Here is a 26,699-nt window from a genome sequence, read left to right on the forward strand (position 1 = left end):
GCGCCCGATCAGGCGGCGGCCATGCGCTCCAGCTCGGCCTCGAGCGTGTCGAAGAAGTGCGCGTAGCCCTGGCGCAGCGCCGCCTCGGCGCCCTCGGGGATCGGCGACTGCGTCATGGTCACCTCGGTCGAGCCCTCGGTCTCGGCGAAGTCGACGACGAGGTGCGAGCGCTCGGGGCTGTCGGGCTGGTCGGTGATGGTCAGGCGCAGGTGGTTCGGCGCATCCACCTCGATGAACTCGCCGACCCAGTGGATGCGGGTGCCATCGGGCAGCACCATGTCGGCCTTCCAACTGCGGCCGAGCTCGGCCACGTAGTCGAGGGTCTCGGCGGGCACCTCGACCTGGTCGCCGCCGAACCAGACGGCGAAGTGCTCCGGCTTGGTCCAGGCGTCCCAGACGAGCAGCTGGGCGAAGGGGAAGGTGCGGGTGATCGTGAGGTCGGCCATGGGTCCTATCCGTTCATGTCGGTGTTCTGGGCGTTCTGGGCGTTCTGAGTGGTCTGGATGCTCGGGGTGATCTCGGCCGGGTCGTCCGCGCCGCCGGCCTCGGCGTCGCCGGCCCCGCCGCCGGTCGCGGCGAGCCCGGCGAGGTAGGTGCCGAGCGCGTCGAAGCTGTCGGCCCAGAAGCGCTCGTAGTCGCCGACCCAGCGCGCGGCGTCGCGCAGCGGGCGGGCGTCGAGCGAGGCGGGGCGGTACTGCGCCTCGCGCCCGCGGGTCACGAGTCCGGCCTGCTCGAGCACGCGGAGGTGCTTCGAGACGGCGGCGAAGCTCATCGCGTAGGGCTCGGCGAGCTCGCCGACCGTCGCCGGTCCGCGGGAGAGCCGGGCGAGGATGTCGCGCCGGGTCGGATCGGCGAGGGCCGCGAAGGTGCGGCTGAGCTGGTCGTCGGCCATCGCGCCCTCCCTCATTCCTGCTGAACCATCTGGTTCAGAACCGATGAGTTGAATATAAGGCCACGCCGCGCCACGCGTCAACCCTCACGCGCGGAGTCGGGGCGGCGCTCAGCCGTCGCAGACGCGCAGCACGAGCTTGCCGCGGGTGTGGCCGCGCTCGATCGCCCGGTGCGCCTCGGCGGCGTCGGGCAGGTCGTAGACCGCATCCACGAAGACCTTCAGGTCGCGCGACTCGATCAGCCGCGACACGATCGCGAGCGTCGCGCCGTCGGGGGCGACGCGGTAACCCGTCGCCCGCACCCCGGCCGCCTGCGCCTCCGCGCGCATGGTCGGCCATGATCCCGTCGGCCCGTTCACGATGATCCCGCCGGGCCGCAGCACCTGCAGTGATCGCGTGGCGGTGTCGTCGTGCACGTTGCCGACGAGGTCGATCACCGCATCCACCTCGCCGACGACGTCCTCGAAGCGCTCGGTGCTGTGGTCGACGACCTCGTCCGCGCCCAGATCGCTCAGCCAGCGCAGGTTGCGGGTCGAGCCGGTCGCGATCACGTGCGCGCCGAAGTACGAGGCCAGCTGCACCGCGAGGTGGCCCACTCCGCCGGCGGCGCCGTGGATGAGCATCCGCTGGCCCTCGTGCGCCCGCGCCGTGTCGACGACCATGCCCCAGGAGGTCAGCGCGGCGAGCGGCACGGCGGCCGCCTCGACGTGCGACAACGTCGGCGGCTTGCGCACGACGCTGAGCTCGGTGACCGTGAGGTAGTCGGCGTAGGCGCCGCTGAGTCGCGGCACCATCCCCATGCCGTAGACCTCGGTGCCGGGCTGCAGCGCATGGGCCTCGTACGGCGCCTCGACGACGATGCCGCTGAAGTCGTTGCCGAGCACGGCGGGAAAGCTCGAGATCGCACCGAACGCCCCGCGGCCGGCGCGCGTCTTCGCGTCGATGGGGTTCACCCCGGCGGCGACGACCTTGATCAGCAGCTCGGCGTTCGTGCGCACCGGCATCGGCACCTTCTCCAGGCGCAGCACGTCGGGGTCTCCCGCGGTGGCGAACGTCATGGCGCGCATCCTGCTCACTGGGCCTCCCTGCCTCGTGCGGTCGCGACGGGAGCGCCGCCGACCGTGACCTCAGTGAAGCGGGCCGATGTTCCGCGGGTGTTTCGGCGATGTACCGGGGTGGAAAACCCTGTCCGCCCCACGCCGGGATGCCCTAACCTCCTGAACAGGCTCGCTGACGGCGGGTCGCACGCGAGATCTGAGGAGCCGGCATGCGGGCGCTGTTCATCCTGATCCGACTCGGCGGCGCGGTGGCGATCATCGCCGCCGTCGTCGCGCAGCTCATGCTGAGCCTGCAGGTGTGGGCCGAGGTGCCGGTCAAGGACACGGCGACGCAGATCGGCCACTTCTTCAGCTTCTTCACGATCGACTCGAACCTGCTCAGCGTCGTGTCGTTCCTGGTCGGCGCCGTGTTCCTCATCCTGAAGCGCGACGACACCGCCGCGTGGGGCGTCTTCCGGGGCAGCGTCACCGCCTACATGGCGACGACCGGCATCGTCTACAACCTGCTGCTGCGCGGCATCGAGCTGCCGCAGGGCAGCACCGTGCCGTGGTCGAACGAGGTGCTGCATGTCGTCGCGCCGGTGCTCGTCATCCTCGACTGGTTCTTCGCACCCGGCCGGCGTCCGCTCAAGTGGACCGCCATCTGGGTCGTGATCGCCTTCCCGCTGGTCTGGACGCTCTACACGATGATCCGCGGGCCGCTGGTCGTCGACGGGGTCACCGGCCGCGACTACTGGTACCCGTACCCCTTCCTCAACCCGAACACGGCGCCCGAGGGCTACTTCACCGTGTTCCTCTACATGGTGCTGATCGCCGCGATCATCGGCCTCGTCGGCGCCGGCGCGATCTGGGTGTCGCGCAAGGGCGGCCGCTGGCCGCTGCCGTCGCCCGCTGGTGCGTCGTCGACCGGTGTGCCGGCGGACTCGGCGTCCGAGAGGGATGCGCGGCCGACCCCGTGACGTCCGGCTCGGTTCTGAAGGCGCCGGCCTTCCGCTCCGTCGCGCGTCGGCTCGTCGCCGCGCTCGGCGCGCTGCTCGCCCTGGCCGCGCTCGCCCTGATCTGGGCCGCGCGGCTGAGCCTGCCGCACGACCTCTACGTCAGCGAGCTCGGCGCCGACGGCATGCCGACGGCCGGCGCGTTCCGCCTCGCGCTGCTGCTGCTCGTCGCCGGGGGAGCGCTCGTCGCGCTCGCCTGCCGCGGCATCCGCAGCCGGGCGCGCGTGCTGCGGCGCTGGACGCCGACCGTCTCGCTGCTGGTCTCGTGCGCCTTCTTCCTGCTGGCATCCCAGGTGCCGTGCACAGCCGGCTGCCCGGTGCCCGCGCCCGGCTCGCCGCTGTTCACCTGGCAGGACTTCACGCACACCTCGGCCGCGGTGATCGCCTTCGGCGCGGCAGCGGTGGCGATGCTGCAGTGCGGCTTCGCGCTCGGGCACCCGGTGCTCGCGGTGCTGTCGCGGGCGTCGGCGATCGCCGTCGCGGGCATCGCCGCGATCGGCGGCCTGATGTCGGTGCTGAGCTTCTACTCGTGGATGGGCAGCCGCTTCGAGTTCACGGCGACGACGATCGGGCTCGCCTGGGTCGCGGTGCTCGGCCTGTCGGTCGCGCTGGCGCGGCAGAGGGTGTCGGCGCCGCGCGACGTGGCGGGCGAGGCGGATACGGCGCGTCCGGCAGACCCTGCCGGCGTCGCCGACTCAGCGGCGGCGCAGCAGCTCGAGCAGCCGATCGGCTAGCACGACGAGGCGATGGATCTCGTTGTCGTCGCGATCCACCCAGCGCGACTCGGGCACCGCATCCACGGGCACGAAGTCGCGGTGCTGCTCCCAGACGACGAGAGTGCGCTCGGCGCCGAGCACGTACTGCTGCCACCACACCTGACGCAGGTAGGTGCGGGGGATGCTGCGCCACGCCTTCGAGGTCGTCTTGATCTCGCAGAGCTCGAGCGTGGCGCTGCGCTCGCGCACCCCGTCGGGGGTGGCGAGGTGGCCGCGCTCGCCGTCGGCGTGGAAGAGCTGGGTGCTCGGCTGCATGCCGTGCTCCGCGCGCGCCCAGCGGGCGATCTCGGGTTCACGGGCGCGGCCGTGGTCGGTGTAGGCGTTGCCGCCGAAGCCGGTGCCGAGCATCTTCTCCATGGCGATGCCCGGCAGGGGCTTGTCGCTCGAGAAGCGCGCCGCGTCGGTCGCGGTGACCCCGTTCGCGCGGGCGATGAACCAGCCGCGCCGATCCGTCGAGTCGGCGACGACCCGGTCGCGCCAGTGCACCGGCGGCGCCTCCCAGAGGGAGAGCATCGGCTGAGCACGGGTCACGCCCCCATTCTCACCCCGGCCGGCGACACCGGCTGGCGACGCGACGAGCGCGCCCCGATCGCGGGACTGCGGCACCGGTGGTGAGGTGAGGTAACCTCGCACCGCGAGGTCGCGTGAACCCGAAGCACGACGGCCGGCACCGACGAAGGGCGCGCCATGGTCAGCACCGTCCGGCTGCTCGCCGATGCCGGGATCTTCGACGCCGAGTGCGTGCCCTGGGTGCCGATCGCCCTCCTCATCGCCCTGGCCGCCGTCGCGATGATCGGCGCCTTCGTGCTGCGGCGCGAGCCCGGCGACGGCGACGGAGATGTCGGGGGAGACGAGCTCGACCCCGATCCGGAAGGCTGACGACGCCCGGCGCGCGATCGCCGACCCGCCGACTCGGTTTGCGCATCCGCCGTCTCTCGGGTTAGCCTCGACCCGGCCGAAGACCGCTGGTCTCCGATGTGCCGCCTTCTCGAAGGCGTCACCCGGACGAAGTCCTTCCTCGTGAAGAGACCCGCGCAGGTGTGTGAAGCAATAAGCCCTTCTGTGGTTCGAGCTCCGTGCGTCTGCGCCGGAGCTCTTTTCGTTGGCGGATGTCTGATCCCACTCGGGATGCCCGCGGCCCTCGGCGCCGAATCCAACCACAAGGAGCGCCATGGCGAACAAGGAAGCAACGGTCGCCGAGCTGACGGAGTCTTTCCGCAGCTCGAACGCGGTCGTGCTCACCGAGTACCGCGGTCTCACGGTTGCTCAGCTCAAGGAGCTGCGCAAGAACCTCCGCGAGAACGCGACCTATGCCGTGGTGAAGAACACGCTCACCAAGATCGCGGCCAACGAAGCGGGCATCACGTCGTTCGACGACGCCCTCGTCGGTCCCTCCGCGATCGCCTTCGTCCACGGTGACACTGTCGCCGTGGCGAAGACTCTGCGTGACTTCGCCAAGGCGAACCCTCTGCTGGTGGTCAAGGGCGGGTACTTCGACGGTGCCCCGCTGACCGCCGACGAGGTGAACAAGCTCGCCGATCTCGAGTCGCGTGAGGTGCTGCTGGCCAAGCTGGCCGGCGCCTTCAAGGCCTCGCTGTTCGGTGCCGCATACATGTTCAACGCACCGCTCGCGCAGGCCGTTCGCACGGTCGACGCGCTGCGCGCGAAGCAGGAGTCCGCGGCGTAACCCGCCCGCGGCTAGACATTCAGCACTAAGGAGACAGACATGGCCAAGCTCACCACCGACGAGCTGCTCGAGGCGTTCAAGGAGCTTTCGCTCATCGAGCTCAGCGACTTCGTCAAGAAGTTCGAGGAGACCTTCGAGGTCACCGCCGCCGCCCCCGTCGCCGTGGCCGCCGCCCCGGCCGCCGGTGGCGCTGCCGCCGCCGAGGAGGAGGAGAAGGACTCGTTCGACGTCGTTCTCGAGTCGGCCGGTTCCGCCAAGATCCAGGTCATCAAGGAGGTGCGCGGCCTCACGAGCCTCGGCCTCTCGGAGGCCAAGGCTCTCGTCGACGGCGCGCCCAGCACCGTTCTGGAGGGCGCCAACAAGGAGGCGGCCGAGAAGGCCAAGGAGGCCCTCGAGGGCGCCGGCGCCACGGTCACCCTCAAGTAAGGTTCTTCCTCACTTCAACGACGGCGTCGTTCCCGGTTCGTCCGGGGGCGGCGCCGTCGTCGTGTTCCCGGCGCACCGTCGAGGATGCGGCATCGCGGCATCGCGGCCGGTCAGACGCCGCGGCGGCGTCGGGCAGCTCGCGCCGAGTTGACGGACGGGGATCGGGTAACCAGCCGTTCTCCCCGTCCGTCGGCGCGCGCGCAGGCCGGGATCAGGGACGGCCGAGCGCGAGCGCTGAATCAGTGAAGCGCATCGGCCTCGGGCGACGCAGAGTGACCACGGGGTGATCCCGGGGTGACGTAGAGCCCGAGCGTCTGCGCCTTGCGCACGGCCTCGCCGCGCGAGCCGACGCCGAGCTTGCGGTAGATGTTGCGCAGGTGCGTCTTCATCGTGTTGCCCGAGACGAAGAGCTCCTGGGCGATCGTCGCGACCGTCTTGCCCTGGCGCAGCTGGTCGAGCACGATCGTCTCCCGGCTGGTCAGCGGCGCGAGCATCCCGCCCTCGTCGCCGGCGGCGGTGAGACGCGCATCCACGGCCGAGCGGATGCGCTCGACGAGCGTCGCGATCTCCGGCGACTGCCGACGTGCGGCGGCCTGGTTCATCAGCTCGCGCAGCATCAGCGGCGGCACCATCACCAGCGGCGAGCGGGTGCCGGTGCGCTGCATGTGGTGCAGGCTGCGATCGCACCACAGCGCCGACTCGACCGGGTTGCCGCGCTCGGCCTCGATCGCGGCGCGCAGCAGCTGCACCTCGGCGAGGGTGCGGGCGGCGTGAGCCTCACCGAGGGCGTCGCACTCCGCGAGCGCTGCAGACGCGCCCTCGACGTCGCCGTTCACGAGTCGCAGCTGGGCGATGTAGCGCCCCGCGCAGAGGTCGTGACGGGCGTCGGAAGGCAGCTCGGAGAGCACCTGCCAGGCCGCGTCGCCCTGGCCGTGACGGATGAGGATCGCGGCCCGCAGCAGCTCCCCGAGCGCGGCGCCGCTGCCCGCGGGGTGCCAGCCGCGGTAGCTCTCGCCCGCGCGGCGGATGAGCTCGAGGGCGCCGGAGAAGTCGCGTTCGAGCGCGTGCAGACGGGCGGTGGCGATCCAGCCGAAGGGCTCCCAGTCGCTGCCCTCGGCGGCGGCGGCGATCTCGACCTCGAGGCGGTGGGCGGTGTCGCTGTCGAGACGCTCGACCGCGACCATGAGCTCGGCGATGAGCGCGGTCGCCGCGAAGGGGCTGCGCAGCAGCAGGGTGCCCTCGGCGATCGAGCGTGCCTGGCCCACGAAGCCGGCCGCGTCGTCGAGCTCGCCGGCTCCGATCGCGATCAGCGCGCGGCCGCCGAGGCACTCGACGTGCTCGGCGCGGCTGAGGTGGCGTTCGCCCAGACCGTCGGCGAACGCCAGCAGCGGCGCCGCGTCGGAGTAGCGCCCGCGATGCAGCTGCACCATGCCGCGCTGCAGTGCGGCCATCGCGCGCACGGTCACACGCCATTCGATTCCGGGGGCGGAGGCCGCCTGCGCCTGCTCGGCGGCGAGGTCGAGGGCGTCGTCGGCGTCGTCGAGCCGGCCCAGGGTGCGCAGTGCGGCGGCCGACTGCAGGCGCACGATCACGGCGTCCGGGTCGTCGGCGGGCAGCGTCGCCAGCGCCGCCTCGAAGTAGGCGAGCGCCGAGCGCGAGCGGTCGCCGCGGGCGGTGCGGTAGCTCGCGCCGAACGCCGCCGCGATGACGGGATCATCGCGCCAGGCCTCATCGGGGATGGTCTCGATCAGCTCGCGCAGGCCGGCCGGCGACTCGGCGGAGAGTCCGCGCCAGGCGTTGCGCACGAGTATCACGGCACCGGGGGGATCACCCGCGTCGAGTCGGGCGTCCACCTCCCGGCGGAGGGCGTCGAGAGTGGTGCTTCGGGGCAATTCGGTGTCGCTTCCACACGTCGGGTGCTGCAGACGTGCGCCGGTCTCGGGTCCGGCGCGCGAGGCGGGCACGCTTCGGAGTGATGCACACCCCCGTGTGGTTCCCAGTTCCGCGCGGTGGTCTGAATCTCACCCCCGATGCTACTTGCGCACCGCGAAACGTGTCCACCATAATGAGGACAACTCTGGCGACCCCCGTAGTCAGAGGGCCGATCGTCCCCCGCGATCGGATCAGTACGGCATCGCGCCGTGCACCCGCCAGGTCTGGTCGGTCTTACCCTCCGCCCAGCCCGTCCCCCTGAATGGCGAGTGCTGTCTGCGCGTGCCTTGAAGTAGAGAGCAACCCCCGTATGCGCTCCACGGCATCGTCCCCTGCCCGGATCATCGACAGGGCCCTCGCGCGCCTCGCGCGCCGGGGCCCCCGCACCCTCAAGGCCAAGATCGTCACCGCGGTGGCGGGTGTGGCCGTCGCGGCCGTCGCCGCCTCCGGCATCGCCCTCGTCGGCGCCGCCGCCGAGGCGCACACGCCGACGCTCGCCCCCAGCTGCTCCGGCCTGACCGTGACGCTGAAGAGCTACGCCGGCACGTCGAGCAACGACAACAACTCGCTCGTCGTCACGATCGACGGCAAGCAGGTCGAGAACACGAAGTTCGGCAACTCGTTCCCGACCAAGACCTACAGCTTCCCTGCCGCCGGCGCCCAGCACACCTGGCGCGTGCAGGTCACGGCCAGCGACAGCAGCAAGTGGAACCTCGACAAGTCGGGCAACGAGGCGGCCTGCCCGACCCCGTCCGCCGCGCTCGCGGCCACGGCGTGCAACGCCGTCGGCGGCAAGACCGACCTCACCGCGACCTTCACCAACCTGGTGAACGGCCGCGCCTACAACGTCTGGCTCGACCACGACGGCACCCGCGTCGACACGAAGACGCTCACGGGCAGCAGCAGCGCCCCGAAGCCGATCATCAACTGGCCCGGTCAGACGGCCGGCGGCAAGTACGTCGTGACCCTGGTCGACGCGAATGACAGCTCTCAGCAGTGGAAGGCCGAGGCCACCTCGGTCGGCTGCCCCGGCGGAGAGCGTGACGCCTCGGCCACGGTGCAGCAGTGCCTCGCGCCCGGACAGGGAACCGTGCCCGCCACGGTCACCGTCCAGGGCCTCGTCCCCGGCCGCACCTACATCGCGCAGGCCAGCGTGAACGGCAACGCCATCAACGGCGCCGTCGCCACCTTCGCCACCGGCTCGTCGAAGGTCACCGTGCCGGTGCCCGTCGCCACCAAGGGCATCACGATCGTCGTCAGCACCGAGGGCGTCGCGGTCGCGACCGTCTCGCTCGACACGATCGCCTGCCCGATCATCCCGGGCGCGCCGAAGCTGACGCTCGGCGCCTGCACAGTCGACGCCCCCACCCGCGGCCTGACCGTCGCGAGCGACGGCCTGCTCGACGGCCGCGTCTACCAGGTCGTCGTCGACGGCGCCGTGGTCGACACCTTCATCGCCTCGGGCGCGTACACCAAGACGTTCCCGACGGCGGCCGGTGAGCACACCGTGACGATCGTCGACCAGGCCGCCGGCAACGCGGCCACGTCGCCCAGCGCGAGCATCCTGCAGGAGGCCTGCGCCACGACCCCGAAGCTCGCCATCACCGCCGCGCAGTGCCTCGCGCCGCACGAGCAGGGCAGCCTCAGCGGCGCCGTCACCGGCGTCGTCGCGAACCGCGGCTACACGGTCACGCTGACCTCGGGCGGCAAGGCCGTCGACGGCGTCGCCGCGCAGCACGTCACGCCCACGTCGACCTCCTTCCCGGTCAGTTTCACCGGTCTGAAGCCCGGCGCGACCTACAAGGTCACCGTCGTCGACGACCAGGAGGGCTCGGCGAAGGCCAGCGCCACCGAGACGCTCGCCGACTGCCCCGAGGTGCCGAAGGTCGCGCTCGAGACGGCTCAGTGCCTCGCCCCGGGTGAGAAGGGCGGTCTGACGCCGACCATCACCGGAGCGATCGTCGGTCACACCTACGTGATCACGCTGACCTCGGGCGGCAAGGCCGTCACGGGTGCCGACCCGGTGCGCGTCACCGCGACCACCGCGACCGTCGCCGTGCCGACCTTCGAGAACCTCAAGCCGGGAACCTCCTACGCGGTCACCCTCACCGACGCCGCCGATGACGCGACCGTGGTGACGAGCGAGACCACCCTCGCCGACTGCCCGAAGAACCCGGGCCTCTCGGCCGTCGCCGTCGACTGCAAGGCCGACCCGAAGACGTCGAGCCTCGAGGTCGATGTGACCGGCGTCGAGCCCGACCGCGACTGGACCGTGCGCGTCAGCCAGGGCGACGACGACGCCTGGACCGTCATCGACGAGAAGACCGTCACCTCGGCCGAGCTGGCCGACCCGGTGGTCTTCAAGGACATCAAGAACGACGCCACCTACCGGGTGACGGCGGTCGACTCGACGGGCAAGCTGCAGGAGAGCACCGACATCACGGTGAAGAACTGCGGTGTCTCCGACGAGACGACCACGCCGCCGACCACCCCGCCGTCGACTCCCGCCAAGCCGCAGGCCGGTGGCGGCACGGGCCTCGCGGCCACCGGCGTCGACGGACTGATCCCCGGCATCGGAGCGCTGCTCGTGCTGCAGCTCGGCATCGCGCTGCTCGCCGTCGCCGCCATCCGTCGCCGCAAGGCCGCCCGCCAGCAGGGCTGATGAGACCCGGATCCGGGCTGATGGGACGAGAGGCCCGGATCCGCAGCTGACGGGGACGATCAGCTGGCCGGGAGCGTGACCCGTTCACGCTCCCGGTGCTCCCCGTCGAACGAGAAAACGACCGGAGGTCGGGTGCCGCGGAGGGCGCCCGGCCTCCGGTCTTTCGCGTGCCGACATGGTGCGGCGGAGGGCGGCTGGCTGTCGTGGCCTCCGGTCTTTCGCGTGCCGACATGGTGCGCGGAGGGCGGCTGGCTGTCGTGGCCTCCGGTCTTTCGCGTGCCGGCATGGTGCGGCGGAGGGCGGCTGGCTGTCGTGGCCTCCGGTCTTTCGCGTGCCGGCATGGTGCGCGGAGGGCGGCTGGCTGTCGTGGCCTCCGGTCTTTCGCGTGCCGGCATGGTGCGGCGGCGGGCGCGGGGCTGCCCGCCGAAGCGTCCGCCCACGGCGCACAGCCCCGCGCGAGGTCGGACGCGAGTTCTAGGCTCAGCGCGTGAGCATGCGCGGAGGTGGGGGCGGCGGAGGCCGCGGTGGTCGGATCTCGTCGAGCGACGCCGCAGCGCAGCGCGCCGCGAACGCCGAGGCGCCGCGTATCCCGCACCTGATCGGCCGCATCGCCGAGCTGTTCCAGCCGCACCGTCGCGCCCTCGGTACGATCGTCGTGCTCGTGCTGATCGGCGCCGGCCTGAGCGTGCTGCCGCCGCTGCTCACTCAGCAGGCCTTCGACCGCGGACTCTTCCCGGCGGCGGGCCGGCCCGACGTGCCGGTGCTGCTCGAGCTCGTGCTCGGGATGGTGCTGCTCTGGGTCGCCTCGGCCGCGCTCGGCGTGTGGCAGACCTGGCTGACCGCCCGCGTCGGCAACAGCGTGATGGGGCGACTGCGCATCCGCCTGTTCTCGCACCTCGAGGCCATGGAGCTCGGCTTCTTCACCCGCACCAAGACCGGCATCATCCAGTCGCGCCTGCAGAACGACGTCGGCGGCGTCGCCGGCGTGCTCAGCAACACGGTGCAGAGCGTGATCGGCAACACGGTGACCGTGATCGCCGCGCTCGTCTCGATGCTCGTGCTGAGCTGGCAGATGACGATCGTCGCGGTCGTGCTGCTGCCGGTGCTCGTGATCGCCCAGCGCCGCGTCGGCCAGGTGCGCGCCCGCATCGCGACGCAGACGCAGGAGTCGCTGTCGGAGATGACCGCGATCACGCAGGAGGCGCTGAGCGTCTCGGGCATCCTGCTGACCAAGAGCTTCGCCCGGCAGAACGCCGAGATCGCGCGCTACACGAACGAGAACGAGAACCAGATCCGGCTGCAGGTGCGCCAGGCGATGAGCGGGCAGTGGTTCTTCGCGCTGGTCAACATCTTCCTGTCGATCATCCCGGCGATCGTCTACCTCGTCGCGGCCTGGCTGATCCTCGACCGGGTGGATGTGACGGCCGGCACCGTCGTCGCCTTCACGACCGTGCAGGCGCGCCTGATGTGGCCGCTCATGGGGCTGCTGCGGGTCGCCCTCGACCTGCAGACCTCGCAGGCGCTGTTCGCCCGCATCTTCGAGTATCTCGACCTGAAGCCCGCGATCACCGAGCGCGCGGACGCGCGTGCCGTCGACACGAGCAAGCTCGGGCGGATCGCCTTCGACGACGTCGTCTTCCGCTATCCGGATGCGCCGGCCGAGAGCCCGGCGACGCTGCGCGGCGTCAGCTTCGCGGTCGAGCCGGGCCAGTACGCCGCGTTCGTCGGGCCGTCGGGCGCCGGCAAGACGACCGTGTCGTACCTCGTGCCGCGCATGCACGACGTGACCGAGGGGCGCGTGCTGTTCGCGGGCGATGACGTGCGCGAGCTGCAGCTCAGTTCGCTCGCCGAGTCGATCGGCCTCGTCAGCCAGGAGACCTACCTCTTCCACGCGACGATCGCCGAGAATCTGCGCTACGCCAAGCCCGAGGCGAGCGACGACGAGCTGATCGCGGCGGCGCAGGCGGCCAACATCCACGCCACCATCGCCTCCTTCCCCGACGGCTACGACACGGTCGTGGGCGAGCGCGGCTACCGGCTGAGCGGCGGAGAGAAGCAGCGCATCGCGATCGCGCGCGTGCTGCTGAAGGATCCGGCGGTGCTCGTGCTCGACGAGGCGACCAGCGCGCTCGACACCGTGAGCGAGCGCATCGTGCAGAACGCGATCGACGCGGCCGCCCGCGGGCGCACCACGATCGCGATCGCGCACCGGCTGTCGACGGTGGTCGGCGCCGACGTCATCTTCGTGGTCGACGGCGGCCGCATCGTCGAGCAGGGCACGCACCCCGAGCTGCTCGCCGCCGGCGGCGTCTACGCCCAGCTCTTCGCCGAGCAGCTCGCGGCGGCCGGGTCGACCGCCGGGTCGACGCCGAGCGCCGACTGAGCTGAGCCTATCCAGCCCAGCAGGCTCAGCCGGCTCAGCCGATCCAGCTCAGCCCAGCCGGCTCAGCCGAGCTTCTTCAGCATCTCCTGCATGGTCGTGATCTCGGCCTTCTGCGAGGCCTCGATCTGGGTCGCCATCGCGACGACCTGCTTCTGATCGGTGCGGTGCAGGATCGCCTCCGCCATCTCGAGACCGCCCTGGTGGTGGGCGATCATCAGGGTCAGGAAGAGCTTGTCGGCCGCCTCGCCCTTCGCCGCCGTCAGCTCGGTCAGCTGCGCCGCCGTCGCCATGCCGGGCATCGGCCCGCCGGCCTTCTGCCCCGATACCGCGTGACCGTGATCGCCGCCGCTGCCGTCGATCGTCGGGTACGTCATCCAGGTCATGCGCGGCTGGCTGGAGGCCTGCGGCAGATCCCAGGCGTCGAGCAGGCCGTACATCTGCCCGGCCTGCCCGCCCTGCCCGACGGCGATGTCATAGGCGATCAGGCGCAGCTCCTCGTCGGTGCTGCGGTCGCGCACGAGCAGTGACATCTGCACCGCCTGGGCGTGGTGCACCTGCATGTCGCGCAGGAATCCGGCAGCGGCGCTCTCGGTCGTCGGCGTCGCGGGGGCGGCGCCCACACGACCGAGCAGCAGCCCCGACGCGAAGAGCAGCAGCGCGAGGGCGGCGGCGACGATCCACCAGGGGCGGCTCGGCCGTCGGCTCGCGGCCGAGGGGTCCTTCGCGGCGCTTCTCACCGGCTCATGCTCCCACTGTCGTGTTCGAGGTCAGCGGATGCGATCAGCTCACCTTGCCGGGGGCGTCGAGGCCTCCGGTGCACGGGGCGCCCGGCTCGGGCGCGTTGGGGGAGCGGTAGTAGTCGGTGATGAACTGCGTCACCTTGGCGTTCTCGGGGTTCGAGAACTTGATCTGCGCGCCCCAGGCCGAGACGGCCATCGGGGCGTCGAGGCCGGGATACGGCGAGAGGGTCGCGTAGACGTCGGGCACGATCTTCTTCAGCGCGTCGAGCTTCCCGCCCGAGATCTCGTCCGGGTTGTAGGTGAACCACAGCGCGCCGTGCTCGAGGTCGTGCACCGCGTTCTCGTTGGGCACCGGCTGGTCGTAAACGCCGCAGTTGAGCCAGGTCGCGTTGTGCGGACCGCCCGCGGGCGGCGACATGCGGTAGTCGACCTTCTTCGCGGTGTGCTGCGACGACAGTCCCTCCCACGTCTGCACGGTGTTGAGCTTGACCGGGCCCGAAGCGGTGCTGCCGCCGCCGGAGCTCAGCGGCAGCACGATCGCGAGGGTGATCGCGACGACGGCCGCGACGGCGACCGTGATGCCGCCGCCGATGGCGAGGCGGCGGTTGCGCTTGCGTGCCGCCTCCTTCTTCTTGAAGGCGGCGACCTTCTCGGCGCGCTGCTCGGCGCGGGCCTGCTTCGTGGTCGGCTTGCCGGAACCGGCGCTCGGTGCGGATTCGTCGCGGGGCATGATTCTCCTCGGGCGGATGCGCTGGCTGAGCGCGGTGTATGCGAAGACATAGATATTGTCCTCACGAAGCTGGCAACTCGCCCGCCACGACGCGCATTCCGTGCGCCCCCGCGTCGGCGTCGCGCGCATCCGGCTGTCACCGGCGTAACAGCGCGAGACGCCGCCGGTACCCTCGGAACCATGGCATACGCGGAGTCCGTTCTCGACCTCGTCGGCAACACCCCGCTCGTGAAGCTCAACAGCGTCACCGACGGCATCCAGGCCACCGTGCTCGTCAAGGTCGAGTACGTGAACCCCGGCGGCTCGTCGAAGGATCGCATCGCCGTGCGCATCATCGACGCGGCCGAGCGCGAGGGGCGGCTGAAGCCCGGCGGCACGATCGTCGAGCCCACGAGCGGCAACACCGGGATCGGCCTCGCGCTGGTCGCCCAGCAGCGCGGCTATCGCTGCGTGTTCGTCTGCCCCGACAAGGTGAGCGCCGACAAGCGCTCCACCCTGCAGGCCTACGGCGCCGAGGTCGTCGTCTGCCCGACGGCCGTCGCGCCCGAGGATCCGCGCTCGTACTACAACGTGAGCGACCGGCTCGCCCGCGAGATCCCGGGCGCCTTCAAGCCCGACCAGTACTCGAACCCGAACGGGCCGCTCAGCCACTACGAGACCACCGGCCCCGAGATCTGGCGCGACACCGAGCAGAGGGTCACGCACTTCGTGGCCGGCGTCGGCACCGGCGGCACGATCAGCGGCGTCGGCCGCTACCTCAAGGAGGTCAGCGACGGCCGCGTGCAGATCGTCGGCGCCGACCCCGAGGGCTCCGTCTACTCGGGTGGAACCGGCCGGCCCTACCTGGTCGAGGGCGTCGGTGAGGACTTCTGGCCGACCGCCTACGACGGCAGCGTCGTCGACGAGATCATCGCCTCGAGCGACGCCGAGAGCTTCGACTACACGCGCCGCCTCGCCCGCGAGGAGGGCCTGCTGGTCGGCGGATCGAGCGGACTCGCCGTCGCCTCGGGCCTCAAGCTCGCCCGCCGCCTCGGACCCGACGACACGGTCGTGATCCTGCTGCCCGACGGCGGCCGCGGCTACCTGGCGAAGATCTTCAGCGACGAGTGGATGGGCAGCCACGGCTTCCTGCCCGCCGAGCCGGGACCCACGGTCGGCGAGGTGGTCGCGCGCAAGGGCGACGCCATCCCCGCCTTCGTGCACGTGCATCCGGACGAGACCCTCGGCACGGCCGTGCACATCCTGCGCGAGTACGGCGTCTCGACGATGCCGGTCATCACCGCCGAGCCGCCGCTCGTGCTGGGCGAGATCATCGGGTCGATCGACGAGCGGCACATCCTCGCCGCGCTCGCCGACGGCGCCGGGCTCGACACCCCGATCCGGGAATTCACCGGCCCGGCCCTTCGTTCCGTGGGATTGAGCCAGCCGGTCGAGACGGCGACGGCGGCGCTCCGCGAGACGGATGCGCTGCTCGTGCTCGACGAGGGTCTGCCCGTCACGGTGCTGACCCGCGCCGACCTGCTCGACTTCCGCGACGCCTGACCGGCGCGCCCCGACCGGCGCGCCCTGACCGGCGCGCTCAGAGCGCCGAGCTCTCCGAACTCCTCGACCGACCCGACCGACACCACCGGAGCACCATGTCCGACTTCCTCACGCCCGACTCCGCCATCGAGACCCGCGCCATCCACGCCGGTCAGGCCTTCGACCCGGCGACCGGTGCGGTCAACCCGCCCGTGCACTTCAGCTCGACTTTCGTGCAGGACGGCATCGGCGGCTTCCGCGGCGGCTACGAGTACGCGCGCGGCGGCAACCCGACCCGTGACCACCTGCAGGAGCTGCTGGCCTCGCTCGAGGGCGGCGAGGTCGCCTACAGCTTCGCCTCGGGGCTCGCCGCCGAGGATGCGCTGCTACGCGCCGTGCTGAAGCCGGGCGACCACGTCGTCATGGGCAACGACGTGTACGGCGGCACCCACCGCCTGGTCAACCGCGTGCACGTGCCCTGGGGCGTGCACCTCGACACCGTCGAGATGGGCGACCCGGATGCGGTGCGCGCCGCGGTCAAGCCCGGTCAGACCCGCGTGCTCTGGGTCGAGACCCCGAGCAACCCGCTCATGAAGGTGACCGACATCGAGGGTCTCGCCGCGATCGGCCGCGAGGCCGGCGCGATCGTGGTCGTCGACAACACCTTCGCCTCGCCGTACCTGCAGCAGCCGCTGTCGCTCGGCGCCGACGTGGTCGTGCACTCGACCACCAAATACATCGGCGGCCACAGCGACCTGCTCGGCGGCGCCGTGATTCTCAAGGATCGCGAGCTGGCCGAGAAGCTCGGCTTCATCCAGTTCGGCGTGGGCGCCGTGTCGTCGCCGTTCGACGCCTGGCTGACGATGCGCGGCATCAAGACGCTGCCGGTGCGCATGGATCGCCACTCGAGCAACGCGCAGACCCTGGCCGAGCGCCTGGTCGGTCACGCGAAGATCGACCGCGTCTACTACCCGGGCCTGCCCGAGCACCCCGGTCACGACATCGCGGCGAAGCAGATGCGCTCCTTCGGCGGCATGATCTCCCTCGCGCTGAGCGGCGGGGGAGTGGCGGCGCGCAAGCTGGCCGAGTCGACCCAGCTGTTCCAGCTGGCGGAGTCGCTCGGCGGCGTCGAGTCGCTGATCGGCTACCCGACCGAGATGACCCACGCCTCGGTCAAAGGCACCGCGCTCGAGGTGCCCGACAACGTCGTGCGCCTCTCGGTCGGCCTCGAGAACATCGACGATCTGACCGGCGACCTGCTGGGCGCGCTCGACCGCCTCTGAGCAGTCGGCCCCGCGCCGCGACGATCTCGGACCATCGCGGCGCTTCGACGACGCCTTCTCGGGTCCGTGTCGTGGAGATGCGCCACGCGGCTGCGCGGAGCGGATGCGCGGATCGGCGCGCACGCGTGTGGTTATGCGATCGTTGCGTTCACGAGTTGACGACAAGACGAGAGGTGGGGCACTCTGAACGCCATGAGGACGACGGGGCTCTCTGAGGCAGAGCGACGCCCGCGTCCCGGGTCACAGAGCGCCCTGCGCGGCCGCAATCGCCAGCGCATCGTCGACGCGCTGCGCGACGCGGGGCCGCTGACGCAGGCCGAGCTGTCGCGTCGCACCGGGCTCAGCGCGGCGACGATCTCGAACATCGTGCGCCTGCTCGCCGATGAGGGCGCCGTGAGCACCGACACGACCACGAGCTCGGGTCGCCGCGCCACCTCCGTGCGGCTCTCCGACGACGGCCGCCTCGTCGTCGGCCTCGACTTCGGCCGTCGCCACGCGCGCATCGTGCTCGTCACCCCGGGCTACGAGGTCGTGGCCGAGCGGGCGATCGAGCTGCCGCGCGGCTACCCCGCTCTCGAGGGCGTGCGGGCCGTGCGCGACGTGCTCGACGAGCTCATGGCCGAGCGCGGTGTGCGCCGTTCGGCGGTGCTCGCCGCCGGCCTCGGCATGCCCGGCCCGATCGATCGCCGCAGCGGAACGGTCGTGCAGGGCACGATCCTGCCCGAGTGGATCGGCGTCACCGCCGACGACCTCAGCGAGCAGCTCGACCTGCCCGTGCTGCTCGACAACGACGCCAATCTCGGCGCGCTCGCCGAGGTGACCTGGGGCGCCTACAGCGAGGTCGAGAACCTCATGTTCGTCAAGATCGGCTCGGGCATCGGCTCGGGGCTGATCATCAACGGCAAGCCCTATTACGGCAACATCGGGGTCACCGGCGAGATCGGCCACACGACGATCAACGAGCAGGGCGCCGTGTGCCACTGCGGCAACCGCGGCTGTCTCGAGACGGTCGCCTCGACGGTCGTCATGCTCGAGTTGCTCTATCGGCGCCAGCCGGGCAACCACGGCACCGCCGACATCGTGCGCCGGGCTGTCGAGGGCGACCCGGGCACCCTGCGCGTGCTGCAGGACGCCGGCTCGGCGATCGGCGCCGCGCTCGGCAACATGGCGAATCTGATCAACCCCGAGGTGATCCTCATCGGCGGTCCGCTGGCCCCGATCGGCGAGCCCTTCCTCGAGCCGATCGCGCGCTCCTTCTCCCGTCACGCGGTGCCGCGGGTGGGCGACTCGACGACCATCGCGATGGGCTCGCTCGGCGACCGCGCCGAGGCGCTGGGCGGCGCATCCCTCGCTCTGCGTCACGTCGACGCGCTCGCGCTCGTCTGACCCGCACCCCGCCGTCTCCGATCGCGATCTGCGCCCGCGGATGCCGTCACGGCTTTCGTGACCGAACCGGTGCGTTCACAAGTTGACGACGAGAGCCGGATGCGCGTTACAGTAGTGCGCGCATCACCAGCACGATCCGCACCACCCGCCACCACCACCCGCGACGGCGTCGTCCGCACCCTCGGACCCGCCGGCACCACCGCTGCTGCTCCCGAGGAGGACAATCCGTGGTCGACGCTCCCTACATCCTCGAGATGCGCGGCATCACCAAGCGCTTCCCGGGCGTCATCGCCCTCGACGATGTGACCCTGCGCGTGCGCGAGGGCGAGATCCACTCGATCTGCGGCGAGAACGGCGCCGGCAAGTCGACGCTGATGAAGGTGCTCTCGGGCGTCTACGGATTCGGCACCTACGAGGGCGACATCGTCTGGGAGGGCGAGGTGGCGCGCTTCCGCGACATCCGCCAGAGCGAGGCCGCGGGCATCGTGATCATCCACCAGGAGCTCGCGCTGATCCCCGAGCTGTCGATCGCCGAGAACATCTTCCTCGGCAACGAGCCCCGCACCCCCTTCGGCTCGATCGACTGGTCGGCCGTGCGCCTGCGCGCCCGCGAGCTGCTCACCCGCGTCGGCCTGCGCGACGACCCCGACACGCAGATCAAGGCCATCGGCGTCGGCAAGCAGCAGCTCGTCGAGATCGCCAAGGCGCTCAACAAGAACGTGAAGCTGCTCATCCTCGACGAGCCCACCGCCGCGCTCAATGAGAACGACTCGCAGCACCTGCTCGGCCTCATCCGCGACCTGCGCGACAAGGGCGTCACGAGCATCATGATCAGTCACAAGCTCAACGAGATCGAGGCGATCAGCAACTCGATCACGATCATCCGCGACGGCCACACGGTCGAGAGCCTGGATGTGAAGGCCGACGGCGTCGACGAAGACCGCATCATCCGCGGCATGGTCGGCCGTGTGCTCGAGAACCGCTTCCCGTCGCACGACGGCTCGGGCATCGGCGAGGTCTTCTTCGAGGTGCGCGACTGGACGGTGCAGCACCCGCTGACCGCCGAGCGCCTCGTCGCCAAGCACTCCAACTTCACCGTGCGCCGCGGCGAGGTCGTCGGCTTCGCCGGCCTCATGGGCGCCGGCCGCACCGAGCTCGCGATGAGCATCTTCGGCCAGAGCTACGGCACCGTGCTCTCGGGTCAGGTGTTCAAGGACGGCGAGGAGATCAAGCTCCCCAACGTCTCGGCCGCGATCAAGCACGGCCTCGCCTACGTCAGCGAGGACCGCAAGGCGCTCGGCCTCAACCTGCTCGACGACATCAAGACCTCGGTCGTGTCGGCGAAGCTGTCGAAGATCGCCCCTGGCGGCGTCGTCGACGACCTGCAGGAGCACAAGATCGCCGACGAGTACCGCAAGGAGCTGCGGATCAAGACGCCGACCGTCGACGAGGGCGTCGGCAAGCTCTCCGGCGGCAACCAGCAGAAGGTCGTGCTGGCGAAGTGGATGTTCACCGACCCCGACCTGCTGATCCTCGACGAGCCGACCCGCGGCATCGACGTGGGAGCCAAGACCGAGATCTACGGCATCATCCGCAAGCTCGCCGAGTCGGGCGCCGGCGTGATCCTCATATCCTCCGAGCTGCCCGAGCTGCTCGGCGTCGCCGACCGCATCTACACGATCTTCGAGGGCACCATCACGAGCGAGATCTCCGCGAAGGATGCCAACCCCGAGACCCTCATGAAGAGCATGACCTCCGACAAGAACAAGAAGGACGCCGCCTGATGACCGACACCGCAGCAGCCCCGAAGAAGTCGGGCGGCATCCGCGACCTGGGCAAGATGTTCGGCGGCGGCCAGTCGAGCGTGCGCCAGTTCGGCATCCTCGGCGCCCTCGTCGCGATCATCATCATCTTCCAGGTGCTCACCGGCGGGAAGACGCTCGAGCCCGGCAACGTGATCAACATCGTCAACCAGAACGCCTACGTGCTGATCCTGGCGATCGGCATGGTCATGGTGATCATCGCCGGCCACATCGACCTCTCGGTCGGCTCGGTCGCCGCGTTCACCGGCATCATCGTCGCGATCGCGATGAACCGCGGCGGTGTTCCGTGGTGGCTCGGCGTGCTGATCGGCCTCGGCATCGGCGCCCTGGTCGGCGCCTGGCAGGGCTTCTGGGTCGCCTACGTCGGGGTTCCGGCGTTCATCGTGACCTTGGCCGGCATGCTCGTCTTCCGCGGACTCAACCAGTTCGTGGGCAACTCGACCACCGAGCCGATCAAGGACGACATCTTCCTGCAGATCGGCGGCGGCTACCTGCCCGACCCCGACCTCGGCATCGCGTACAACGTGCCGACGCTGATCCTGGGCCTCCTCGCCGCGGTCTTCGTGATCATCAACGAGTTCCGGATGCGCGCCCGCCAGCGCAAGGTCGGCGCCGAGAGCGCCCCGCTCTGGGTCAGCATCGTCAAGGTCGTGCTGCTCGCCGCCGTCATCATCGTCGCCGCGTTCCTCTTCGCGGGCGGCCGCGTCGGCACGAGCTTCCCGATCCCGGGCATCATCCTCGTCGCGCTCGTCATCATCTACGCCTTCGTGACCAACAACACCGTCACCGGCCGCCACATCTACTCGGTCGGCGGCAACTGGCACGCCGCCGAGCTGTCGGGCGTGAAGATCAAGCGCATCAACTTCTTCGTCATGATGAACATGTCGATCCTGGCGGCCGTCGCGGGCATGGTCTTCATCTCGCGCTCGGTGTCGTCGGGCCCCGGAGACGGCACCAGCTGGGAGCTCGACGCGATCGCGGCGGTCTTCATCGGCGGCGCCGCCGTCTCGGGCGGCATCGGAACCGTCATCGGCTCGATCGTCGGTGGTCTGGTGATCGCCGTGCTCAACAACGGCCTGCAGCTGCTCGGCGTCTCGTCCGACAAGGTGCAGATCATCAAGGGCCTCGTGCTGCTGCTCGCCGTCGGCATCGACGTGCTCTCGAAGCGCTCCGGCGGCCGCTCGCTGATGTCGCGCTTCTCGCGCCCCAAGAAGGTCAGCGCCGCCGACGAGAACATGACCTACCCCCTCAACCGTCCCCTGGTCGAGCCCGACGGAGCCTCCGCCGAGCAGTCCGGCCGACCCTCGAGCACTACGCCGAACGCCTGACGGCGCCCGTCGTAGCCATCCCCGGATCGCAGCGTCGCTCCGGACCCTTGCACCACCACACATCACAACGAAAGTGACGGAACACATGCGAAAGCTCGCCATCACCACGACCGCGGTCGCCGCGGTCGCGCTGCTCGCGCTCGCCGGCTGCTCCAGCCGCAGCGCTGACGACTCCGGCAGCGGAGACGCCAAGGGCTTCGACAAGGGCTCGCTCATCGGCGTCGCCCTGCCCGACAAGACCTCGGAGAACTGGGTTCTCGCCGGTGGCCTCTTCAAGAGCGCCATCGAGGAGGCGGGCTTCAAGGCCGACGTGCAGTACGCCGGTCAGAGCACCCCGGTTCCCGACCAGCAGGCCCAGATCGCCTCGATGTCGACCAAGGGCGCGAAGGTCATCATCATCGGCGCCAAGGACGGCGGCCAGCTCGGCACGCAGGTCAAGGACGCCAAGGCCGCCGGTGCCACCGTCATCGCCTACGACCGCATCCTCACCGACACGAAGGACATCGACTACTACGTCGCCTTCAACAACGAGAAGGTCGGCGAGCTGCAGGGCCAGGCCCTGCTCGACGGCCTCAAGGCCAAGTTCCCGGACAAGAAGAGCTACAACATCGAGCTCTTCTCGGGCGACCCCGGTGACGCCAACGCCCCCGTCTTCTTCCAGGGTGCGATGAAGATCCTGCAGCCGAAGATCGACGACGGCACGCTCAAGGTCGTCTCGGGTCAGACCGACATCAAGCAGACCGCCACGAAGGACTGGCTCGCGCAGAACGCGCAGAACCGCATGGACACGATCCTGCAGGGTTCGTACCAGTCGACCGAGCTCGACGGCGTGCTGTCGCCCAACGACACGCTCGCCCGCGCCATCCTCACCTCGGTGAAGAGCGCCGGCAAGCCCGCCATCGTCGTGACCGGTCAGGACTCCGAGGCCGCCTCGATCCCGCTGATCATGTCGGGAGAGCAGTACATGACCATCTACAAGGACACTCGTGACCTCGTGAAGAAGGCCATCGAGATGACCACGCAGCTCTCGAAGGGCGACAAGGCCGACACCACCACGAAGACGAACAACGGTTCCGTCGACGTGCCGACCTTCTACCTCCCGCCGGTCGTCGTCACCAAGGACAACGCCGCCGAGGCCTACAAGAACAACCCCGACCTCGAGAAGCTGACCCAGCAGTAAGCAGCGCGAGGCTCTGACGCGGGCGCTGCACCGCACGCGTCGACACCACGGCAGGGGCCGTCCGGATCCATCCGGGCGGCCCTTCGCCGTTCCCGGGCGGCTGCGCATAGCCGGGTCATAGCGAGTCGGGGCCTCCGCACAGGATGGCCCTGCACCGGCCATAGCGGGCGACCGGATGCTCGTGCCCATGAGCGCCGAGACGACCAGTGACCCGACCCCGCCCGAGCCGGCGACGCTGCCTGCGCTGCTGGAGGTCGTCGTTCCCGTCTACGACGAGGAGCGCTCGCTCGAGCACAGCATCCGCACCCTGCACGCCGCCCTCGCCGGGCAGTTCGCCGACCGCTGGCTCGTCACGATCGCCGACAACGCGTCCACCGACGCGACCCCGCAGATCGCCGACGACCTCGCGGCCGAGCTCGAGCGGGTGCGCGCCGTGCACCTCGCCGAGAAGGGCCGCGGCCGCGCGCTCAAGCAGGTCTGGCTGACCAGCGAGGCGGAGGTCGTCGGCTACCTCGACGTCGACCTCTCGACCGACCTCGCCGCGCTCGCGCCGCTCGTCGCGCCGCTGCTCTCCGGCCACTCCGACCTCGCGATCGGCACCCGCCTCTCCGCCGACTCGCGCGTCGTGCGCGGGGCCAAGCGCGAGTTCGTCTCGCGCGGCTACAACACGCTGCTGCGGGCGACCGGGCTGCGCGCCTCCGACGCGCAGTGCGGCTTCAAGGCGATGCGCAGCGACGTCGCCCGGCGCATCCTGCCCTTCGTCGAGGACACCGGCTGGTTCTTCGACACCGAGGTGCTGATGATCGCCGAGCGCTCAGGCCTGCGCATCCACGAGGTGCCGGTCGACTGGGTGGATGACGAAGACAGCAAGGTCGACATCGTCGCCACCGCCCTCGCTGACCTGCGCGGCGTCGTGCGCGTGCTGCGCGGCATCGCCTCGCGGCGCATCCCCGTCGAGGCGATCTACGCCGAGCTCGGCCGGCGCCCCTTCGAGCAGGTGCACCGACCCGGGTTCTTCGGACAGGTGCTGCGTTTCGGCCTCATCGGCGGGGCCTCGACGGTCGCCTACGCGCTGCTCTACCTCGGCCTGCAGCTGGTCATCGCCCCGCAGGTCGCCAACTTCGTCGCGCTGCTGCTCACCGCCATCGCGAACACCTGGGCCAACCGCCACATCACCTTCGGCGTGCGCGGCCGGGCCGGCCTCGTCAGCGATCAGGTCAAGGGGCTCCTCGTGTTCCTGCTGGCCTGGTGCCTGACCTCCGGCTCGCTGCTCGCCCTGCACGCCGCCCGGCCGGAGTCGGGTCCGGTCGCCGAGCTCATCGTGCTGACCGTCGCCAACCTCGTCGCGACCGCGCTGCGCTTCGCGCTGCTGCGGGCGTGGGTGTTCCGGCGCACGCGATCCCTCATCCACTCGACGCCGGCCGCCTCGGCCGCCCCGATCCCGGCCGACTCGGCCACCTCGACCCCGCGGACCGGCGCGCTCGCCGCCGCGCTGACCCAGGAGGACGCCGCAGCATGAGCGCCGCCACCACGACCACCGCCGGCTCGGGGCGCATCCCCGCCGGCACCGCCCACTCTCCTCTCGGCACGCGCCTGCGCGAAGCGGGCCGCGCCCTCGTGCTCGGCCGTCGCGGCGCCCTGCTCTGGGAGCGCCCCGCGCTGCTCGGACTGCTCGCCGTCACCGCCGTGCTCTACATCTGGAACCTCGGCGCGAGCGGCTACGCCAACTCCTTCTACTCCGCGGCGGTGCAGGCCGGCAGCGTGAACTGGGAGGCCTTCTTCTACGGCTCGAGCGACGCGGCGAACTCGATCACGGTCGACAAGCCGCCGGCGAGCCTGTGGATCATGGCCCTCTCGGTGCGTCTCTTCGGGCTGAGCTCGTGGAGCATCCTGCTGCCCGAGGCGATCATGGGCGTCATCACGGTCGCGATCGTGTACGCCACCGTGCGCCGCCGCTTCAGCGCCGCGACCGCGCTGCTGGCCGGGGGAGTGCTCGCGATCACGCCGGTCGCCGCGCTGATGTTCCGCTTCAACAACCCCGATGCGCTGCTCGTGCTGCTGCTGAGCCTCGCGACCTACTTCACGATCCGCGGCGTCGAAGACGGCCGCATCCGCTGGGTGCTGTGGGCCGGCGCGATGATCGGCCTCGGCTTCCTGACCAAGCAGCTGCAGGCCTTCGTGCTGCTGCCCCCGCTCGCGCTCGTCTACCTCTGGGCGGCGCCGCGCACCTTCCGCGTGCGACTGCTGCACTCGCTCGCCGCGCTCGGCGCCGTGATCGTGTCGGCCGGATGGTGGGTCGCGATCGTCGAGCTCGTGCCCGAGTCGTGGCGGCCCTACATCGGCGGCTCGCAGACGAACAGCTTCCTCGAGCTGACCTTCGGCTACAACGGCTTCGGGCGGCTCACGGGGAACGAGACCGGCAGCGTCACCGGCGGCGGTGGCGGTGGCAACACCGGCGGCGGGATGTGGGGCTCGACCGGCATCACGCGCCTCTTCGACGGTGAGATCGGCGGTCAGATCACCTGGCTGCTGCCGGCCGCGCTCGTCGTCGGCGTCGTCGCCCTCGTGCTGCTGCGCCGCGCCCCGCGCACCTCGGTGCGCCGCGCCATCCTCGTCATCTTCGGCGGCTGGATGCTCGTCACCGGACTCGCCTTCAGCTTCATGGCCGGCATCTTCCACGCCTACTACACGGTCGCGCTCGCCCCGGCGATCGCGGCGGTCGTCGCGATCGGCACGACCATGCTGTGGGAGCGCCGCTCGGCCCTGTGGGCGCGGATCGTGCTCGCCGCGGTGCTGCTCGGCAGCGCCGGCTGGGCCTACGCGCTGCTCACCCGAGCGGGCGACTGGATGCCCTGGCTCAAGTTCGTCGTCGTCGGCCTCGCGGTCATCGGCGCGGTGCTGCTCGTGCTGCCGCCGCTCGGCCGGCGCATCGCCGTGGCGACCGCCGCGGTGTCGCTGATCGGCGCTCTCGCGGCCCCGGCCGCCTACTCGCTGCAGACCGTCTCGGAGGGCCACAGTGGCTCGATCGTCACGGCCGGCCCGAGCGTGCAGGGCGGGATGGGCGGCTTCGGCGGCGGCCGCGGCGGCGGCCAGGGCGGGATGGGCGGCCCGGGGGGAGGTCAGGGCGGCTTCCCCGGGTCGAACCAGAACGGCTCGTCGAACGGCTCGTCGAGCGCGCAGGGCTTCGGCGGCACCCCGCCACAGGGCTTCGGGCAGGGCGGCACGGGGGCGGGTTCGAGCACCGGGACGGGGTCGGGCACCGGCTCGACCGGCGGCTCGACCGGCGCCACCGGGCAGGGCGGCTTCCCCGGCCAGGGCGGCACCGCATCCGGTGAGAGCTCGACCGGCGGCGGCCGCGGCGGCTTCGGCGGCGGAGGCGCCGGCGGACTGCTCGGCGCGAGCAGCGTCAGCACGAAGGTCGAGGCCCTGCTGAAGAAGAACGCGAGCGCCTACACCTGGGCGGCCGCGACGATCGGCTCGAACAGCGCCGCCGGCTACCAGCTCGCGACCGAGCTGCCGGTCATGCCGATCGGCGGATTCAACGGCAGCGACCCCTCGCCGACCCTCGCCGAGTTCCAGGCCCTCGTGAAGAAGGGCGAGATCCACTACTTCATCGCCAGCGGCGTCAGCGGACGCTCCAACGGCGGCTCGGATGCGGCCAGCGCGATCTCCAGCTGGGTCGAGGAGAACTACACGGCCACGACGGTCGACGGGGTCACCCTCTACGACCTGAGCTGAGGCGGCGTGAGCTGAACATCCGGGGCGCCGCGCGTCCCACCGGAGCGGGTCTCGATCGCGAGGAGCGATCGAGACCCGCTCATCGTCGCGCGACAGGTGTCGCGTCTGCGAAGATCGAGCGACCGTGAGGGAATCGTGCGCACGCTGCACCGTTGCACTAC

Annotated in this window: 22 protein-coding genes; 15 read left to right on the top strand and 7 right to left on the bottom strand. The window is 70.8% G+C overall.

What is annotated here, in order from left to right; all coding sequences use genetic code 11:
* Window positions 1–8 precede the first annotated feature (8 nt).
* The 3 genes from BJ979_RS06020 to BJ979_RS06030 form a co-directional block, all read right to left on the bottom strand.
* Entirely contained in the window at window positions 9–446 is a 438-nt protein-coding gene (locus BJ979_RS06020) for an SRPBCC family protein (protein ID WP_179566162.1), read from the bottom strand.
* A gap of 5 nt (window positions 447–451) precedes the next feature.
* Window positions 452–892: an ArsR/SmtB family transcription factor gene (locus tag BJ979_RS06025; RefSeq protein ID WP_179566163.1), complete on the bottom strand. Its 441-nt coding sequence runs from the start codon at window positions 890–892 to the stop codon at window positions 452–454.
* Between the two features lie 108 nt (window positions 893–1,000).
* Window positions 1,001–1,948, bottom strand: a complete 948-nt coding sequence (locus BJ979_RS06030) for an NADP-dependent oxidoreductase (protein WP_425502461.1) — start codon at window positions 1,946–1,948, stop codon at window positions 1,001–1,003.
* Between the two features lie 209 nt (window positions 1,949–2,157).
* Between BJ979_RS06030 and BJ979_RS06035 the strand changes: the two genes are divergently transcribed.
* Window positions 2,158–2,907, top strand: a complete 750-nt coding sequence (locus BJ979_RS06035; RefSeq protein WP_179566166.1) for a Pr6Pr family membrane protein — start codon at window positions 2,158–2,160, stop codon at window positions 2,905–2,907.
* Window positions 2,904–3,677, top strand: a complete 774-nt coding sequence (locus BJ979_RS06040) for a DUF998 domain-containing protein (protein ID WP_343046612.1) — start codon at window positions 2,904–2,906, stop codon at window positions 3,675–3,677. Before BJ979_RS06035 ends, BJ979_RS06040 begins: the two co-directional genes overlap by 4 nt.
* Here BJ979_RS06040 and BJ979_RS06045 read toward each other — a convergent pair.
* Window positions 3,639–4,250, bottom strand: a complete 612-nt coding sequence (locus tag BJ979_RS06045; RefSeq protein WP_343046613.1) for a PDDEXK family nuclease — start codon at window positions 4,248–4,250, stop codon at window positions 3,639–3,641. The genes BJ979_RS06040 and BJ979_RS06045 overlap by 39 nt on opposite strands.
* 156 nt (window positions 4,251–4,406) lie before the next feature.
* Between BJ979_RS06045 and BJ979_RS06050 the strand changes: the two genes are divergently transcribed.
* From BJ979_RS06050 to rplL, 3 genes are all read left to right on the top strand, one after another.
* Window positions 4,407–4,598, top strand: coding sequence for a hypothetical protein (locus tag BJ979_RS06050; protein ID WP_179566168.1), 192 nt, complete (start codon window positions 4,407–4,409; stop codon window positions 4,596–4,598).
* 292 nt (window positions 4,599–4,890) lie between these two features.
* Window positions 4,891–5,406 carry a 50S ribosomal protein L10 gene (rplJ, locus tag BJ979_RS06055; RefSeq protein WP_141161885.1) on the top strand — a complete coding sequence of 172 codons (516 nt, stop codon included), beginning with the start codon at window positions 4,891–4,893 and terminating at the stop codon, window positions 5,404–5,406.
* Between the two features lie 39 nt (window positions 5,407–5,445).
* Entirely contained in the window at window positions 5,446–5,832 is a 387-nt protein-coding gene (rplL, locus tag BJ979_RS06060) for a 50S ribosomal protein L7/L12 (RefSeq protein WP_179566170.1), read from the top strand.
* A 239-nt stretch (window positions 5,833–6,071) separates the two neighbouring features.
* Here the strand turns inward: rplL and BJ979_RS18085 are convergent, their stop codons facing one another.
* Window positions 6,072–7,637, bottom strand: a complete 1,566-nt coding sequence (locus BJ979_RS18085; protein WP_179566172.1) for a LuxR C-terminal-related transcriptional regulator — start codon at window positions 7,635–7,637, stop codon at window positions 6,072–6,074.
* Window positions 7,638–8,074: 437 nt separating this feature from the next.
* Between BJ979_RS18085 and BJ979_RS06070 the strand changes: the two genes are divergently transcribed.
* Together BJ979_RS06070 and BJ979_RS06075 are read left to right on the top strand one after the other, a co-directional pair.
* Complete coding sequence (locus BJ979_RS06070) at window positions 8,075–10,426, top strand: hypothetical protein (RefSeq protein ID WP_179566174.1); 2,352 nt, start codon at window positions 8,075–8,077, stop codon at window positions 10,424–10,426.
* Between the two features lie 493 nt (window positions 10,427–10,919).
* Complete coding sequence (locus BJ979_RS06075; protein WP_179570064.1) at window positions 10,920–12,809, top strand: ABC transporter ATP-binding protein; 1,890 nt, start codon at window positions 10,920–10,922, stop codon at window positions 12,807–12,809.
* A 62-nt stretch (window positions 12,810–12,871) separates the two neighbouring features.
* Here BJ979_RS06075 and BJ979_RS06080 read toward each other — a convergent pair whose 3' ends face one another.
* Together BJ979_RS06080 and BJ979_RS06085 are read right to left on the bottom strand one after the other, a co-directional pair.
* Complete coding sequence (locus tag BJ979_RS06080; protein ID WP_179566175.1) at window positions 12,872–13,546, bottom strand: DUF305 domain-containing protein; 675 nt, start codon at window positions 13,544–13,546, stop codon at window positions 12,872–12,874.
* Between the two features lie 43 nt (window positions 13,547–13,589).
* Window positions 13,590–14,279, bottom strand: a complete 690-nt coding sequence (locus BJ979_RS06085; RefSeq protein WP_218853453.1) for a thioredoxin-like domain-containing protein — start codon at window positions 14,277–14,279, stop codon at window positions 13,590–13,592.
* A gap of 180 nt (window positions 14,280–14,459) precedes the next feature.
* On the opposite strand from BJ979_RS06085, the gene BJ979_RS06090 reads away from it, so the two are divergent.
* From BJ979_RS06090 to BJ979_RS06125, 8 genes are all read left to right on the top strand, one after another.
* Window positions 14,460–15,821 (top strand): cystathionine beta-synthase, encoded by a 1,362-nt coding sequence (locus tag BJ979_RS06090; RefSeq protein WP_179566177.1) that lies wholly within the window; start codon window positions 14,460–14,462, stop codon window positions 15,819–15,821.
* Window positions 15,822–15,916: 95 nt separating this feature from the next.
* Window positions 15,917–17,083, top strand: coding sequence for a cystathionine gamma-synthase (locus tag BJ979_RS06095; RefSeq protein WP_179566179.1), 1,167 nt, complete (start codon window positions 15,917–15,919; stop codon window positions 17,081–17,083).
* 192 nt (window positions 17,084–17,275) lie between these two features.
* Window positions 17,276–18,469 carry an ROK family transcriptional regulator gene (locus tag BJ979_RS06100; protein ID WP_179566181.1) on the top strand — a complete coding sequence of 398 codons (1,194 nt, stop codon included), beginning with the start codon at window positions 17,276–17,278 and terminating at the stop codon, window positions 18,467–18,469.
* Window positions 18,470–18,723: 254 nt separating this feature from the next.
* Window positions 18,724–20,253, top strand: a complete 1,530-nt coding sequence (gene mmsA, locus BJ979_RS06105; RefSeq protein ID WP_179570068.1) for a multiple monosaccharide ABC transporter ATP-binding protein — start codon at window positions 18,724–18,726, stop codon at window positions 20,251–20,253.
* Window positions 20,253–21,620, top strand: coding sequence for a multiple monosaccharide ABC transporter permease (gene mmsB / locus BJ979_RS06110; RefSeq protein ID WP_179566183.1), 1,368 nt, complete (start codon window positions 20,253–20,255; stop codon window positions 21,618–21,620). The genes mmsA and mmsB overlap by 1 nt, the downstream gene beginning before the upstream one ends.
* 85 nt (window positions 21,621–21,705) lie before the next feature.
* Window positions 21,706–22,800, top strand: coding sequence for a substrate-binding domain-containing protein (locus BJ979_RS06115; RefSeq protein ID WP_179566185.1), 1,095 nt, complete (start codon window positions 21,706–21,708; stop codon window positions 22,798–22,800).
* 187 nt (window positions 22,801–22,987) lie between these two features.
* Window positions 22,988–24,319 (top strand): bifunctional glycosyltransferase family 2/GtrA family protein, encoded by a 1,332-nt coding sequence (locus BJ979_RS06120; RefSeq protein WP_179566187.1) that lies wholly within the window; start codon window positions 22,988–22,990, stop codon window positions 24,317–24,319.
* Window positions 24,316–26,538 (top strand): ArnT family glycosyltransferase, encoded by a 2,223-nt coding sequence (locus BJ979_RS06125; RefSeq protein WP_179566189.1) that lies wholly within the window; start codon window positions 24,316–24,318, stop codon window positions 26,536–26,538. The genes BJ979_RS06120 and BJ979_RS06125 overlap by 4 nt, the downstream gene beginning before the upstream one ends.
* Window positions 26,539–26,699 lie beyond the last annotated feature (161 nt).

It is taken from the genome of Schumannella luteola, from assembly GCF_013408685.1.
GTDB classification, from domain to species: domain Bacteria; phylum Actinomycetota; class Actinomycetes; order Actinomycetales; family Microbacteriaceae; genus Schumannella; species Schumannella luteola.